General features: G+C 42.7%; 13 protein-coding genes and 1 tRNA gene. 9 read left to right on the top strand and 5 right to left on the bottom strand.

Translation table 11 applies throughout. The features are described from left to right. Positions 1-48 precede the first annotated feature (48 nt). Positions 49-633: a hypothetical protein gene (locus ATG66_RS04595; RefSeq protein ID WP_098414175.1), complete on the top strand. Its 585-nt coding sequence runs from the start codon at positions 49-51 to the stop codon at positions 631-633. Here the strand turns inward: ATG66_RS04595 and ATG66_RS04590 are convergent. Continuing rightward, positions 620-1,027, bottom strand: coding sequence for a helix-turn-helix transcriptional regulator (locus ATG66_RS04590; RefSeq protein ID WP_098414174.1), 408 nt, complete (start codon positions 1,025-1,027; stop codon positions 620-622). The two genes, ATG66_RS04595 and ATG66_RS04590, sit on opposite strands and share 14 nt — an antisense overlap. A 94-nt stretch (positions 1,028-1,121) precedes the next feature. Here ATG66_RS04590 and ATG66_RS04585 point away from each other — a divergent pair, with 94 nt between their 5' ends. From ATG66_RS04585 to ATG66_RS04555, 6 genes are all read left to right on the top strand, one after another. After that, the gene (locus ATG66_RS04585) at positions 1,122-2,030 is read left to right on the top strand and encodes an aldo/keto reductase (RefSeq protein WP_098414173.1); all 909 of its coding nucleotides are present in this window, start codon (positions 1,122-1,124) and stop codon (positions 2,028-2,030) included. Between the two features lie 175 nt (positions 2,031-2,205). Beyond that, positions 2,206-3,210, top strand: coding sequence for a response regulator (locus ATG66_RS04580; RefSeq protein WP_098414172.1), 1,005 nt, complete (start codon positions 2,206-2,208; stop codon positions 3,208-3,210). Next, on the top strand, positions 3,210-3,647 hold the full coding sequence (locus ATG66_RS04575; protein ID WP_098414171.1) for a PAS domain-containing protein: 438 nt from the start codon (positions 3,210-3,212) through the stop codon (positions 3,645-3,647). Before ATG66_RS04580 ends, ATG66_RS04575 begins: the two co-directional genes overlap by 1 nt. A gap of 89 nt (positions 3,648-3,736) precedes the next feature. Continuing rightward, positions 3,737-5,278: an NAD(P)H-hydrate dehydratase gene (locus ATG66_RS04570; protein WP_098414170.1), complete on the top strand. Its 1,542-nt coding sequence runs from the start codon at positions 3,737-3,739 to the stop codon at positions 5,276-5,278. Positions 5,279-5,712: 434 nt separating this feature from the next. After that, complete coding sequence (locus tag ATG66_RS04565) at positions 5,713-6,756, top strand: GMP reductase (protein WP_098414169.1); 1,044 nt, start codon at positions 5,713-5,715, stop codon at positions 6,754-6,756. A 706-nt stretch (positions 6,757-7,462) separates the two neighbouring features. Further along, positions 7,463-8,080: a hypothetical protein gene (locus ATG66_RS04555; RefSeq protein ID WP_098414168.1), complete on the top strand. Its 618-nt coding sequence runs from the start codon at positions 7,463-7,465 to the stop codon at positions 8,078-8,080. Positions 8,081-8,642: 562 nt separating this feature from the next. Here the strand turns inward: ATG66_RS04555 and ATG66_RS04550 are convergent. Next, positions 8,643-8,733 (bottom strand) — tRNA-Ser (locus tag ATG66_RS04550). A gap of 330 nt (positions 8,734-9,063) precedes the next feature. Here ATG66_RS04550 and ATG66_RS04545 point away from each other — a divergent pair. Next, positions 9,064-9,744 carry a MaoC family dehydratase gene (locus ATG66_RS04545; RefSeq protein ID WP_098414167.1) on the top strand — a complete coding sequence of 227 codons (681 nt, stop codon included), beginning with the start codon at positions 9,064-9,066 and terminating at the stop codon, positions 9,742-9,744. Between the two features lie 62 nt (positions 9,745-9,806). Here the strand turns inward: ATG66_RS04545 and ATG66_RS04540 are convergent, their stop codons facing one another. After that, the gene (locus ATG66_RS04540; RefSeq protein ID WP_098414166.1) at positions 9,807-10,634 is read right to left on the bottom strand and encodes a phosphate ABC transporter substrate-binding protein; all 828 of its coding nucleotides are present in this window, start codon (positions 10,632-10,634) and stop codon (positions 9,807-9,809) included. A 241-nt stretch (positions 10,635-10,875) separates the two neighbouring features. Between ATG66_RS04540 and ATG66_RS04535 the strand changes: the two genes are divergently transcribed. Then, positions 10,876-11,229 (top strand): DUF3024 domain-containing protein, encoded by a 354-nt coding sequence (locus ATG66_RS04535; protein ID WP_098414165.1) that lies wholly within the window; start codon positions 10,876-10,878, stop codon positions 11,227-11,229. A 44-nt stretch (positions 11,230-11,273) separates the two neighbouring features. On the opposite strand, the gene ATG66_RS04530 is transcribed toward ATG66_RS04535, so the two are convergent. Together ATG66_RS04530 and rnb are read right to left on the bottom strand one after the other, a co-directional pair. Continuing rightward, positions 11,274-12,083, bottom strand: a complete 810-nt coding sequence (locus ATG66_RS04530) for a helix-turn-helix transcriptional regulator (protein ID WP_098414164.1) — start codon at positions 12,081-12,083, stop codon at positions 11,274-11,276. Positions 12,084-12,177: 94 nt separating this feature from the next. Further along, on the bottom strand, positions 12,178-14,157 hold the full coding sequence (rnb, locus tag ATG66_RS04525) for an exoribonuclease II (protein ID WP_098414163.1): 1,980 nt from the start codon (positions 14,155-14,157) through the stop codon (positions 12,178-12,180). Between the last annotated feature and the right edge of the window lie 165 nt (positions 14,158-14,322).

Genomic DNA, 14,322 nt, shown 5'->3' with positions numbered 1-14,322 from the left:
TCAAGGTAAGGTTTCGACTTTACTCAGGCTGGCTAAGGTTAAAATCATATGTCTCGTCATTGCGCAGTTTTTCTCTCCGTTTTCTGTTTTTTAATTATAAATCCTTCGCTCGCGATGGACGCTTGGTGGCAAAGTACGCTATCAGAACTGCCTTTCAACAAACTGAAAAACGTTATACATACTGAAGGAACTTGGTATCAATGCGATACAGGGCAAAATGTTATGGCGAACACCGAACGGGTGAGGAGTTATTGCCTGGATGACTTTCAATATTATCATCAGCACCTCTATGGTGAGCTTTCTCTGCATACCGAAAGGGCGCGCTTCTCTTTCTTGACGGAATACCAATGGCATAAACTCAACGACTTGATCCTCAATTTAAGGAAAGATGGGTTAGTGTTACGCAGCGTAGTCATGGAGGAAGAGCGTTACGATGTGGTGGCCGCGTTAGAAAAGAAAACAACCGAAGAGGTGGACAAAGACGTTATCTTACTAATGAATCGTTACCCACCAGAAGCGACACAAACCATGTTTTGGGTTAGGGCTAATGAGTTTGAAATGCCATCACCGAACTTGGAAGTTGTCTTGCGCAGTGACGGCGAAATGATTGAGTTACAAGTTATTCGCTTTTAGCTTCATGATGTAGAGAGAGAAACGTTACCATTGCAGATTCATCGAGAAATCCATCTGACTTTTTATGAGCTCGCAGATACTGGTAACCAGCGATAAGCTTACGATGTGACTCCTCGTCATCTTTTGTAATGCTTTGATTCATGACGTGTTGAAATGAAAGTTTATAAGCTTCCATGTCAACAACCTCAGCGCGACGATATAGGTAGCCACAGCCCGTCGCGAGCCATTCAAGAGAGCAGTTGGCTCGCATCGCGATCTGGTTCGCTTTGGTTAAGCTCGGTTCACTACCTTTTAAATATTTTCGGACTAAGGCTTCCGATACATCGACGCGTCGCGCAAACCCGCTGATGCTTTCTTCACCAATTAAAGTCGCTAAACGGTGGGCAAAAGACATATTTCGTACTCCAGTTCGAATTGCGAAAGTTTACCCGTTGAGCCAAGGTGAAAACAAGACTACGATGGATAAAGATCAATTGAAGGAGAAACCCATGGTTGCAAAAGTTGTGACTGCACCAAAAGGCCCTGAGTTCTCAGAGCTGGTTCAAGGATATTGGCGTGCAGTAGATTGGAACATGACAGCTCAAGAGCGTTTGTCGTTCCTAAAGCAACATATTGAGTTAGGCATTACTACAGTAGATCACGCTGATATTTACGGTAACTACGAATGTGAAAAATTGTTTGGTGAAGCGTTGGCTCTGGATAAGAGCGTCCGTGAGCAAATTCAAATCGTCACTAAGTGTGATATCAATCTATGCGGAGATAAAACACCAGAGCGAAAAATCAATCATTACGATACTAGCTCTGCGCATATTTATCAGTCGGTGAATAACTCACTTGAACGTCTCAACGTAAATGAGATCGATGTGCTATTGATTCACCGTCCTGACGTACTTATGGATGCAGATGAAGTCGCAGCAGCGTTCTCAGAGTTGCACAAAGTCGGTAAAGTAAAACATTTTGGTGTGTCTAATTTCACGCCAAGCCAGTTTGAATTGCTGCAATCGCGCTTAAGTAAGCCTCTTGTCACTAACCAAGTGGAAATCAATCCGCTTAACTTCGAAGTAGCGCATGATGGTACGCTTGATCAAATGCAAATGTTACGCACACGTCCAATGGCGTGGTCTTGTCTCGGCGGTGGTGCCATCTTCAATGGTGACAGTGAACAAGCTATTCGCGTTCGTAACGAATTGGAAGTCATTCGAGAGGAAGTAGGAGCAACTAGCATTGACCAAGTAATTTATGCTTGGGTACGCCGCTTGCCGTCTAAACCACTTCCAATCATTGGTTCCGGTAAGATTGAACGTGTTCAAGCAGCAGTGAATGCACTAAACATTGAGTTAACTCGTGAGCAATGGTACCGCGTTTGGGTGGTTTCTAAAGGCCACGGTGTGCCATAGAAAGCGCATCACTTGACGAATGATTTTTCAAGGCTTCCTATGGGGAGCCTTGTTTCATTTTATGCTTTCATATTTGGAGCAAAAAATACAAAAAACTCGTCAGATTTCTCGTGTTACATGCTGTAACCATCTGTTAGACTCCTGCGAAAATAGTGGAACATAAAAAGGTGTTTTAATGTCTTTTCCTGTACTCATCTGTGATGATTCAGCGTTAGCACGCAAACAGATGGCGAGATCACTGTCAGCAGTATTGAATGCCGATATTACGTTTGCTATCCACGGAAAAAATGCACTAGAAGAACTCGCGCAAAAAGAATTCAAATTGATGTTTCTGGATTTGACTATGCCAGAAATGGATGGTTTTGAAGCATTAGAAAATATGCAGCGTTTAGGGAATAAAACGCCTGTGGTTGTGGTCTCGGGGGATATCCAACCTAAAGCCAAAGAGCGTGTGTTCGCACTAGGTGCGAAAGTATTTATTCAAAAACCGATCGATAAAGATGAGTTGAAGAACGCGTTAAAAGCGTTGATCGAACCTGCACCTCGCCCGCAGAGAGTCATCCCAACGTCTGTCGAGTTGCCGATTTTGCGTCGTCGTGATATTTACATGGAAGTCGCCAATGTATCGATGGGGCGTGCAGCGGATGCACTGGCACGACATTTTGATGTGTTTGTTCAGTTACCTCTGCCTAACGTCAATATATTTGAAGTGAGTGAGCTTCATATGGCGCTTCGTGATTTAGCATCCCAAAATAACGTTTCTGGGGTGTGTCAAGGCTTCTGTGGCGAGGGAATTGCTGGTGAAGCATTGGTGATTTTGAGTGACTCCAGTGTTTCTGATCTGAAAAAATTGATGAATATCTCCGCTGATAATGAAGAGCTTGAAGAGCTTGAGCTACTCATGGATATTTCCAATATTTTAGTTGGATCTTTCTTAAATGGTTTAGGAGAGCAATCGGAAGTTCGTTTTTTCCAAAGTCCACCAGTGCTGCTTGGTCAGCATATTTCTATTGATTCCCTCATTGAATCCAATACTGGTGCTTTCAGTCGTACAATGACATTCGAAGTCAGCTATAACATTGAAGGAACCTCAATTCGTTGTGATCTTTTGTTTATGTTTGTGGATGAGTCTTTACCGTTACTCGACAATAAGCTGTCTTACCTAATGGAGGCGTTCTAATGTTGAATTTGCCAGCAGAGTTTGAACAGTTTCATTGGATGGTCGACATGGTACAAAACGTCGACATGGGGCTGGTGGTGATAGATAGAGATTATAATGTTCAAGTGTGGAATGGCTTTATGACTCACCATAGTGGTCTTCAATCACATCAGGCTATTGGCCGTTCGATCTTCGATATCTTCCCTGAAATTCCGCAGGAATGGTTCAAGTTAAAAACAAAGCCCGTGTATGACCTTGGTTGTCGTAGCTTTATTACTTGGCGCCAGCGTTCTTACTTATTCCGTTGTCGAAATGTCCGTCCGGTTACGCAACAAGCCGAGTTCATGTATCAGAATGTCACGCTAAACCCGATGCGTACGCCAACGGGGAAGATCAACTCGCTATTCTTGTCGATACAAGACGCAACCAACGAAGCGCTGATGTCGCAAAAAAATTAACGGTCTAAAAAACAATCAAGAAAAGCCAGGGGTCACTCTGGCTTTTTTGTATACTGATAGTTGTGTTTTCCAATGTGCAGAACGTAAATATGGACTTTAATCTCGCCTTGAAACTCTATACCGCAGAGCAAGTAAAAAACGCTGAAGCGACGGCCGCTCAAATGGCTGGCGTTTCCATGTATAGCTTAATGCAGCGAGCTGGTATGGCCGTATATGAGCGCTTTCTGAATTTATACCCAAAATCGAGAAATGTCTTAATCATTTGCGGCAAAGGCAATAATGGTGGAGATGGATATGTATTTGCCTCTCTCGCGAAGCAAGCTCAACTTAATGTGCAGGTTTTCCAGCTTGGTGACGTTAATTCGCTTAAAGGTGACGCATTGCGCGCGTATCAAGACTGGCAATCTATCAATGGTCAAAATAGTGATTGGGATGAGTGGAATACAGCACTACTTGAAGCCAATGTGATCATTGATGCGATGCTGGGAACGGGGTTGAGTGGTGAGGTGCGGCAAGAATATCGTCGCTGCATTGAAAAAATTAACCAAATCCATACCCCAGTAATAGCGGTCGACATTCCCTCTGGTTTGTGTGCCAATACCGGCATGGTATTAGGTGATGCAGTCCACGCTGCTCATACGGTTACTTTTATCGGCGTTAAGCAAGGATTATGTACTGGGCAGGCAAGGGACAGAGTCGGTGAATTGCATTTTGATGGCTTAGGCGTAGAGGCCGAATTTGACGCGATTGAAGAAGAGAGCGCGTTAGGCATTAACCATCAAATCATTTCAAGGTTAATGCCTAAGCAAAAACCGACCGCACATAAAGGCGATAATGGTAAGTTACTTTGTGTTGGGGGTAACCAAGGGATGTCGGGGGCCATTCGATTGTGTGCCTCAGCGGCAGCTCGTTCTGGGGCCGGCCTCATCGCATGTATTACCCATGCAAGCAGCCTGGTCCCTCTGCAGGTAGCGTGCCCAGAAGTGATGAGTCACAGCATTACTTCAGACTTACTTAGAGAGACGGAAAACGATTTAACCAAGCGCATTCGCTGGGCGGATGTGTTGGTATTTGGCCCCGGCTTGGGTGACGATGCATGGGGCTATCAAGCGTACCAATATCTCACTCAGGAGCCAAAGCCGAAAGTTCTGGATGCTGATGGGCTCAATATTCTGGCGATGTTGAATCAACGGTGTGATGGCACTTTGGTATGTGACCATCAGCGCGTCATTACGCCACATCCAGGAGAGGCAGCGAGATTACTTAATGTCACCACTCAAGAAATAGAAAGTGACCGGTACTTTGCGGCTAGACAACTACAGGATCGTTATGGCGGCGTTGTTGTTTTAAAAGGCGCAGGAACTCTCATTTACGACGGAACGAGAATGTACGTATGCCTTGCTGGCAACCCCGGAATGGCCTCTGGGGGAATGGGAGATATATTGTCTGGGGTGATCGGAGCATTGCTAGCAAAAGGGTTACCGATTTCTATTGCTGCGCGATTGGGAGTGATGATTCAAAGCCACTCAGCAGATCTTAACGCGAGGCAATACGGTCAAATAGGGTTGTTGGCAAGCGATGTTGTTAACACGCTCCGTACTGTGTTAAACCCGAGCCGTAATAAAATTTAGGTAGAATGTGGAAATTTTGGCGAAAGTAAGTCGATTTTTTTATATTTTTCTGTGAATAATCAGCGTGTTTTGAGCTTAAATGAGGAACTTTTCAATATATTTGAGAGGTGGTACGTTTAGGATCTTTTATTATCACGCAAAGGTTTGCGCGATAGGGCTATTCGATTAGTCTATTAAGTGATTGAAAATTATAGTTAATAAGATGAATTAACAGTTTGGAAGGTGTTTTTGATATGCGATTGTCAAAATGGTAACACAAAAAAAAATCAAATATCAGACTTGTAGGAAAGAAATCACAGCCTATAATGCTGAAAACCGGAGCGTCTGCCAACGCTCCGGTTTTTTTGTGTCCGAAGAACAGTGAACTCGTCTGCCAACGGTTTCACAACGCACTTTGAGTTAACACATGTACATATGAATCAAGGAATTACACAATGCGTATCGAACAAGAACTTAAGTTAGGTTTTAAAGATGTACTGTTTCGCCCGAAACGTTCTACCCTGAAAAGCCGTTCTCAAGTAAATTTAACCCGCGAGTTTACATTCAAGCATAGTGGCCGTCAATGGTCTGGTGTGCCAGTAATCGCAGCAAATATGGATTCGGTTGGTAGCTTTGCAATGGCAAAAGCGCTGGCAGAGCACGGTGTAATGACGGCAGTGCACAAACACTACACAGTAGAGGATTGGGCAGAGTTTGCAAAAACAGCGGATAAGGCAACCCTAAACAACGTAATGGTATCGACTGGTACGTCTGACGCAGACTTTCAAAAAACGAAAGACATCATGGCGCTTTCGGAGGAGTTTATTTTCATTTGTGTAGACATCGCGAACGGTTATTCGGAGCATCTGGTCGAGTATGTAGAGCGTGTCCGTACAGAGTTCCCAGATAAAGTTATCGCTGCGGGTAATGTTGTCACTGGTGACATGTGTGAAGAGCTTATCCTTGCTGGTGCAGACATCGTTAAAGTGGGTATTGGCCCTGGTTCGGTTTGTACAACCCGTGTGAAAACCGGCGTTGGTTACCCTCAGCTCTCTGCAATCATCGAGTGTGGTGATGCAGCTCACGGCCTTGGTGGTATGATCATCGGTGATGGCGGTTGTTCATGTGCGGGTGATGTGTCTAAAGCGTTCGGTGGTGGTGCAGATTTCGTCATGCTTGGCGGTATGCTGGCTGGTCACGAAGAGTCTGGTGGTGAAGTCGTCGAGAAAGACGGTGAAAGATTCATGAAGTTCTACGGCATGTCTTCTAAGAATGCGATGAACAAACACTCTGGTGGTGTTGCAGGCTATCGCGCCGCGGAAGGTAAAACCGTGTTATTGCCATACCGAGGTAGTGTTCACGCCACGATTCAAGACATCCTTGGCGGCGTTCGCTCAACCTGCACGTATGTAGGCGCTGCAAAGCTTAAAGAGCTCACCAAGCGCACCACGTTCATTCGTGTACAAGAACAAGAGAACAACGTTTTCGGTAAAGAATAAATCAATTGAATGTTGTAACTTGTTGATACAAAAATAAATTTATATTGCCTCTGCATGGTTTAGACTTCTGTAAGTTTACGACACTTCCGTGCGGAGGCAATTTTATGTCCATCCTACTAACGCTCTCGGCAATGACTATTTCTGCTTTAGAGCATGCATTTGATACGCCCGCTCGCAACCTAACGAAATCTCGTGGAAAGAATACTCATCGCTTTGCAAGTGCAAAGATGGGAAAGAGGATCACGGTAGAGTCTACTCTAGAGTATGATGCTTGCTATCATTTTGATTTTGAGCCAAGTATTGTTTGATTTTGTGCTCAACCGATTCGATTTTGATATTTTATCAACGGGAAGCGTCACACTTATGTTCCTAACTCTCCGGTTCAATTTGGTACCCCTAATTTAAGAATTGAATCGTTGCTACCTAATCCTATTGGAATCGATTCAGGCAATGAAACCATCAAGATCAAAAATATGGGTCAACGCTTTGATGGAAAAATGATTACCCAAGACGCCGCTATGAAAAATAAAGTAGTTCACATAACGCTCGAAGCCAATCAAACCTTCTTACATACAATTAATTCAAAGGTAACTTTAAACAATTCAAGGATACCGTTCGAATACTCAATAAATATGAGGTCAAAATTGATGAGGTCAGTGATTCATCTTCAAAAGAAAACGTAGAAATATACTTTTAAAGGGAACTTATGAAAACAAAATTAATAGCAATCATATCGTTCATTGCGATTGTTCTCATGCCCACGTTTGCTTACTCTGCAGATGAGTGGGATAAGAATGCAGTTTATGAATCTGGTGATATTGCTAAATGGTGGAATACTAATGCAATTCCTAACACCTCTTCAGAGTGGCAGCGCTTAGATATCAATACTATAGTAAAGCCAACGCCAACCCCTGACCCAGATGATACAAACATTATTGGGGAAGACACTGATGGGGATGGCCTACGAGATGATTATGCCGTTACCATTGAGGAAAGCTACACGGAATCGAAAGAAATTGCATTAGCAACTCAAGCAGGTAGGGAGTTTGGAAAATTACTTGAGTTTAGTGAAAATGACATTGAAATCACCGTTGAAGATGCACAACTAATGGTAACGAATGGTATTGTTCTACAGTACTGTATTGATGTCTATAAGATGGAAAACCCAGAGTTTTTAAATCCAATTGATTTGTACTTTGACACTTTAGATCGTGCGATTGCGAAAAGAGAAGCTTCTACCAAGCTCTATAAATCGTTACAAGGGAATGACCCAGTAGTGACTGAAATTGATTGTGATAACTTCTTAGAAGGGGTTTCAAAATGAATAAAGGATTAGCATCAATATTTATCACACTTTTTTATTCGCTCTTCTTACGCAGCATCCTGTGAGGAAAACGTAGATAAAGTGAAAATATTTTACGTGAACGGCGTGTTTATCAATTATCAAAGGAACGGTGCGAATAAAACTCATTTAATGGGATTTCAAAGAAGTATATAAAAGATGATTTTTGAATTATATCCATTTGTAGATGGTACCTATAACAATACAGAGTTTACGACTAACAGCTTCAGCAAGTGGCTTTGCAGAAATATGAAGAAGCTGGAGATGTTGAGAAAGAGGTCATCAAAAAATTACTTCGTAGCACTGCCGTTATTGACCAAGATAGTGAAGTATCAAAGTTACTGATGACTAAATATTTAATTCACAATGAGTAGCGAACTTCTTGCGGATAACCAAGAGACTTTTGTAATGAAATTGGGGTAGGAATACGTGTATAAAACACGCCAGAATCTAGTCTTATTAAATATATATCACTTACTTGTGTGAGGTGACATTTGGCTGGTTCTAAAATGAGAAAACCCTTGATAAATCAAGGGCTTAAAATTGGCGGAGAGATAGGGATTTGAACCCTAGGTACGCTATTAACGTACGCCGGTTTTCAAGACCGGTGCTTTCAACCACTCAGCCATCTCTCCATTGTGGAAAGTATAATAGTGACTGTTACCGGTCATGTAAAGTACTGATTAGGAATAGAAGTGTTGTTTGCTTATTTTGTAATCGGGGAGGCGCTGAACAGTGTGGAGATAGAGAAAAATACAGCCAACGATATAAATATAAATAGGTAGAGCTTTTACTTTATCATGAGGTTAATCAATAAAATGGTGTTTTATTCCTATGTTTTTGAAATTTAAGTAAATATCACCTTTGAGAATACATGTGTTCGCCCGAAAGTATTTGCAACAGTTTGTGAACTAATTCAAAATTAACTGGTATAGCCAGTTGTGCTTAAATTTTTAAGGGTACTTATGAAGGTCACAAATCTATTTAAAAACAAAGTTGATGCGATTTCTGCTCATCAATCAGAGTTTATGAATTGGATGTCTCCAACGCTACGTGATTATTGGAGTGACTTTTTGGGAAAGGCTCAAAGTAGCTTTCTTTTCTCAAAGATTCGTGATTATCAACTACCAGCGGTTAACGAGGAAGTTGGACCTCAACCTGCACCGATCGTAATGGCACCAGAAGCTCAAAAACTTTATGCAGAATTAAGTGAAAAGATCGGCGAAGTCATTCATACAGGTGAATGGGTTCATGTGTCTCAAGAGCGTATAAACCAGTTTGGTGCTGTGACAGAAGATATGCAATGGATTCATACTGACCCTGAGCGCGCTTCGGTAGAATCTCCATTTAAAACGACAATTGCCCATGGCTTTTTAACGTTAGCGTTATTGCCTAAGTTGACCGACTCGGTTGATCCTGACAAGCCAATGTTCCCGACAGCGAAGCTCGTTGTGAACTTGGGGTTGAATCAAGTTCGATTTCCTTACCCAGTGAAGGCGGGTAATAACGTTCGCGCAGTGAGCACGCTGACAAAAGTAACGCCCATTAAGAAAGGTTTAGAAATTGAGCGTGAAATTAAAGTGGAAATTGAAGGTATACGTCGACCGGGGGCCGTTGTGATATCCGTAATTCAACTGCATTTCTAAACATGCAATGACGTAACCGAATGGATCGAAAAGAGAGCATCAAAGTGCTCTCTTTTTTGTGTCTATTGATTAAAGCTCTTGACGGGAGTGTAGCCGTAATCAGCAATTGCTTTTTGGCCTTGCTCTGATCTTAGGAAAGCGAGGAAGCTTTTACCTGCTTTACCAATCTTATTCACTTTGTAAAAAACTAAGAACGGACGAGCCAATTTATACTTATGATTTGCGATGTTGGCTGAGGTTGGCTCAATATCATCAAAATGAATCGCTTTTACTGAGTGATCAACCGAACCGACCGAAATAAACCCGATAGCGCGGGTATTATGATTTACGATGGTTTTCACCATGCTATTGCTATTCACGACTAAATTGTTGGGGCTGATATCAGACACTAAACGATTGTTTACGATTTTAGTGAGTCCCATTAAGCTTTCGAAACTGTAACGTGAGCCAGAAGACGTTTCACGAGTGACTACTGCGATGGGTTGATCTGCACCGCCAACTTCTTTCCAGTTTTTGATGTTGCCTTTATAGATATCGAACAGTTGTTGTTGGGATAGGTTTTCTACAAAGTTTGTACGGTTTACAACAATAGCTAAGCCATCATACGCGATAGGCAAAACGTTAAGGTCTTCACCTTTTTCACTTTCTGTAAGGTAACGAGAGCTCATCCCTATCTCCGCCACACCTTTGTTTACCAGTGTAATACCAGCACTAGAGCCGATACCTTGAACTGCAATGTAATCATCTGGGTGTGTTTTATTGTATTCCTCTGCGAGTACATCCATTACGTGGGCAACTGAGGTTGAGCCCGAAATGTTAATTTCTTTTGCAACAACAGAAGAAAGGGAAACAACAATGGTCAGTAAGGTTGCCACAATAAAACGTAACATATTGAACTCCATATACAGTATAAAACAGCGTTTATGATATGGTGTTGAAGTTACACTTTTGTGAATATAGGGGCGTCATTTCAGACATTGCATTAATTAATAGCAAGGCAAATGGGTGATGTGTGTAGCGTTTCCGATATGGATGAGATGATAACCTGCCTAGAGGTGAGAATGCGAGTAAGTGCTCCGCTTTTATCGGAGCTAGGGTGTATACTAACAACTAACGATCAGGAGAGCGTTGATGTCAGTGTCTCAAATGGCGACTAGCCGTTTATACAAATTAGTTCAGTCGTTCTGTTCCACGCGTAATGTTAATTTGCCAGTCGAACAGGGAAAGTGTCTTTATGAGCTTGTTGAAAACGGCGTTGAACTTTATCGAGCACATTTCCTCTTGGACTCTCAACATAGTGAATATACTTCTCCTATTGCTAAGATCTTATTTGATGCTAGCACCCAACGTTGGTATTTCTATGTGCCGACTTACCGTTATGATCTGCTGAGATGGATTCCCTATAAGCCGTTACCACATAGTAAAAAGCTAGAAGACTTTTTTACCGAACTTGAGAATGATCCCCAAGCGTGTTTTTGGGAATAGTGAGACCTGATTCGAACGACACCATTTTGATTCTCTAGTTAATGTTAGGTTTTTGGTTTAACTATCTGGTTTCTAAAGTCTTTTGGTGTGATCTCGTAAATCGATTTAAAAGCGGTACTAAAATGAGCAGCACTCTTAAAGCCAGATTCAAACGCTATCTCTGTAATAGACCTCTGTGACAGGCGTAACAGCGTTGCAGCATGGTTGATCCGTTTTACTTTTAATATTTGAGAAAACGACAGGTTTTCCGCAGCGAGTCGACGTTTTAAAGTAGCGATAGACATATTCATGTGAGCCGCTAACCCTTCCAGAGTGACATCTTTATCGATATTGTTCTCGATGTACTTAATGGCTTTTTGAGAGTCACTAAGACTGCTTGCATCATCAATGATCGAGAGGATATTCGGCTCAACCTCAACCATTAAAGATATCAACGCCATTGCAACGTGTTTTTGCGTGTAGTCAGGTGCATTACGACTCGCAAGTTCTATCAGTGTACTCTTGAGCTGCGCCATTTCACGATTAGATTGGAGTGAAAACGGATAAAAGCGTCTTTGTTCCGCTTCAGAACGCAGTAGCGGATGCGCTTTCTTGAAGTCACAGAATAGGCTTGGGTCAAATACCAATGCCACTGCTTTAAAACCATGGTTACCGGAAATCGCTTCGGCACTGCGTAAGTCTTCTGAATTATAAAGAGTAAAGTACCCTGCTTTTAGTTCGAATAGCTCTCCACTAGGTTGCTGAACTAATAAGGTGCCTGCTTCTACGGCATATATGCCATTATGTGTTGCTGGATAACGTTCACTTTTACGCGCAGTAAAGTGATTAAAGCGAATGATCTCAATGTTCGGCATAGTCGTTCTTTCGTTGTTATATGACAAATAAAAAAGGCGCTCATAAGAGCGCCTTTCACTTCATTCGGTATTATTCACTTACAGTTTGTTCTGCTTATGTCGCTGGTTGTTCAGCAAATACCTGAGTTGGCTTTGCAACTAAACTACGGTTCTCTTGGTTTACGTCTGCTAAGACGATTTCCAAGGTGTCACCGAGTTTGTATATCACCTCTTTATCGATGGAGATGGTACCGTTGTCGCCATTGCACTCGATCCTTTCTTTATTATCAAGAATTAGTGCACCAGGAATAAAGGCTGCAGCGCCATTTTCGAGAAGTCGGACACGTGCACCTGCACGATTAATATCGAAAATCTCACCGGTGAAACAAGTTTGCTTGCTCGGCTCATCTGCAAGTGTACGCGCATATAGCCAATCAGAAACATTTCGTTCTGCAATTTTGTGGTGCTTACGATGCAAAGCAAGCTCTTCACCAACTTGATCGTCCGGTTTTTGTACTGGCTCTTTGTCCAAAACAACTGCTTTTAACATGCGGTGGTTGATCATATCGCCGTACTTACGAATCGGTGATGTCCAAGTCGCATAAATATCCAGACCCATAGCGTAATGAGGAAGCGGCTGGTTACCAACTTCACTGTATGTTTGGAACTTGCGAATACGGTTATCAAGGTAAGACGTTTCTTGTAGCGCCAACCAACGACGTAGCGCTGCAAAGCCTTCTAATGTAGCGAGCGACTCTGCAGTGAATTCTAGAGTACCTTCAGGGTTAACCAACTGCACAACTTCTTCAATCTTTTCAGTTTTTAGGCCAGCATGAGTATTGAATACACCGGTTTTGAACTTGTCGCGTAGTATACGGCCTGCACAGATGTTTGCTGTGATCATCGATTCTTCAACCAGACGGTTTGCACTGCGGCGCATGTCTGCATGAATTGCGATCACGTCGTTGTCTTCACTCAGTTCAAATCGGTAGTCTGGGCGATCTGGGAACACAACAGCATTCTTCTCACGCCAGTTAGCCCGAGCTAGGGAGAAGTCGTACAGGTCGCGCACGATAGTTGCGATTTCTTCTGATGGTTGCCATACGTTTGAGCTACCGTTCTCTAGCCAATCAGAGACGTTATTGTAGGTAAGACGAGCGTGAGACTTGATGTTTGCAGCAAAGAAATTGATGTCGTCACCAACCACGCCGTCTTTACTTACAGTAACTGTACAGCAAAGGGCAGGGCGAACTTCGCCTTCAATCAAAGAACAAAGGTCATCAGCGAGATCTCGCGGTAGCATCGGGATGTTACGACCCGGTAAGTAAATAGTGTAACCACGCTCGCGCGCTACTTTATCCATCTCATCTTCAGGTGTGATATAAGCAGTTGGGTCAGCAATCGCGATCGTCAGTTCGAAGTCACCAGATTCTGTTTTTTTCGCATACAGCGCATCATCCATATCCTTGGTTGATTCGCCATCGACAGTCACAAAAGGAACATGGGTCATGTCAACCCGTTCTAATGCGGCGTCGTCTTTTAGCTCCCAGTGTTCGATGCCTGCTGGCTCGGAGTTCGGTAGGTCATTTTGTGCAAGTGTTACCCACCAAGGTGCGATTTTGTCATTTGCATCGGTAATTTTTTCAGATATTTCAACGAAAAAAGTGTTATCACCTTTTAGTGGGTGACGAATCAAATGAGCAACAACCCAGTCACCTTCGGCGAACTCGTCAGGTTTCAAGCCTTTTCTAAGTTTTGCTTTTAAAGACAACTTTTTGAGCTGAGGGTGATCAGGTGCAACGTTTAGTTTGCCTTTAAACATTTTCACTCGACCGATAAAGCGCGTGAGTGACTGTTCTAACAATTCTTGTGGTTCTGCGACTTCACGTTCGTTTTCAGTACGGATAATAGCGACAACTTTGTCACCGTGGATGCACTTTTTCATGTACGTTGGTGGGATGAAGAAGCTGGTCTTACTGTCCACTTCTAAAAAGCCAAAGCCTCTATCTGTTGCTTTGATTGAACCTTCTTTTTTAGGTAGGTGTTCTTGGATTTGCTGCTTAAGCTGAGCTAGTAGTGGGTTATCTTGAAACATCTTTTCTTAACTTACCAATGGAATTGCACACACTATAATCATTGCGAGCTATTATTACTACCTGTGGAGTTCAATTTCGCTATGAATTTTGCCTAACTTAGCCGCTCAACGAAGATGGTTTTTTTGATAAATGGCTTAGCGGTTGGTTATATTTTCTGCAGGAAG

Origin of the sequence: Vibrio sp. ES.051, from assembly GCF_002563795.1 — a bacterium.
In the GTDB taxonomy this organism is placed as follows: Bacteria; Pseudomonadota; Gammaproteobacteria; order Enterobacterales; family Vibrionaceae; genus Vibrio.
This window is presented reverse-complemented; position numbering and strand designations above follow the sequence as displayed.

Excerpts from the sequence above, each read along its gene's own strand:
- ATG66_RS04595 (WP_098414175.1), top strand. The coding sequence starts at position 49 with ATGTCTCGTCATTGCGCAGTTTTTCTCTCCGTTTTCTGTTTTTTAATT.
- ATG66_RS04590 (WP_098414174.1), bottom strand. The coding sequence starts at position 1,027 with ATGTCTTTTGCCCACCGTTTAGCGACTTTAATTGGTGAAGAAAGCATC.
- ATG66_RS04585 (WP_098414173.1), top strand. The coding sequence starts at position 1,122 with ATGGTTGCAAAAGTTGTGACTGCACCAAAAGGCCCTGAGTTCTCAGAG.
- ATG66_RS04580 (WP_098414172.1), top strand. The coding sequence starts at position 2,206 with ATGTCTTTTCCTGTACTCATCTGTGATGATTCAGCGTTAGCACGCAAA.
- ATG66_RS04575 (WP_098414171.1), top strand. The coding sequence starts at position 3,210 with ATGTTGAATTTGCCAGCAGAGTTTGAACAGTTTCATTGGATGGTCGAC.
- ATG66_RS04570 (WP_098414170.1), top strand. The coding sequence starts at position 3,737 with ATGGACTTTAATCTCGCCTTGAAACTCTATACCGCAGAGCAAGTAAAA.
- ATG66_RS04565 (WP_098414169.1), top strand. The coding sequence starts at position 5,713 with ATGCGTATCGAACAAGAACTTAAGTTAGGTTTTAAAGATGTACTGTTT.
- ATG66_RS04555 (WP_098414168.1), top strand. The coding sequence starts at position 7,463 with ATGAAAACAAAATTAATAGCAATCATATCGTTCATTGCGATTGTTCTC.
- ATG66_RS04545 (WP_098414167.1), top strand. The coding sequence starts at position 9,064 with ATGAAGGTCACAAATCTATTTAAAAACAAAGTTGATGCGATTTCTGCT.
- ATG66_RS04540 (WP_098414166.1), bottom strand. The coding sequence starts at position 10,634 with ATGTTACGTTTTATTGTGGCAACCTTACTGACCATTGTTGTTTCCCTT.
- ATG66_RS04535 (WP_098414165.1), top strand. The coding sequence starts at position 10,876 with ATGTCAGTGTCTCAAATGGCGACTAGCCGTTTATACAAATTAGTTCAG.
- ATG66_RS04530 (WP_098414164.1), bottom strand. The coding sequence starts at position 12,083 with ATGCCGAACATTGAGATCATTCGCTTTAATCACTTTACTGCGCGTAAA.
- rnb (WP_098414163.1), bottom strand. The coding sequence starts at position 14,157 with ATGTTTCAAGATAACCCACTACTAGCTCAGCTTAAGCAGCAAATCCAA.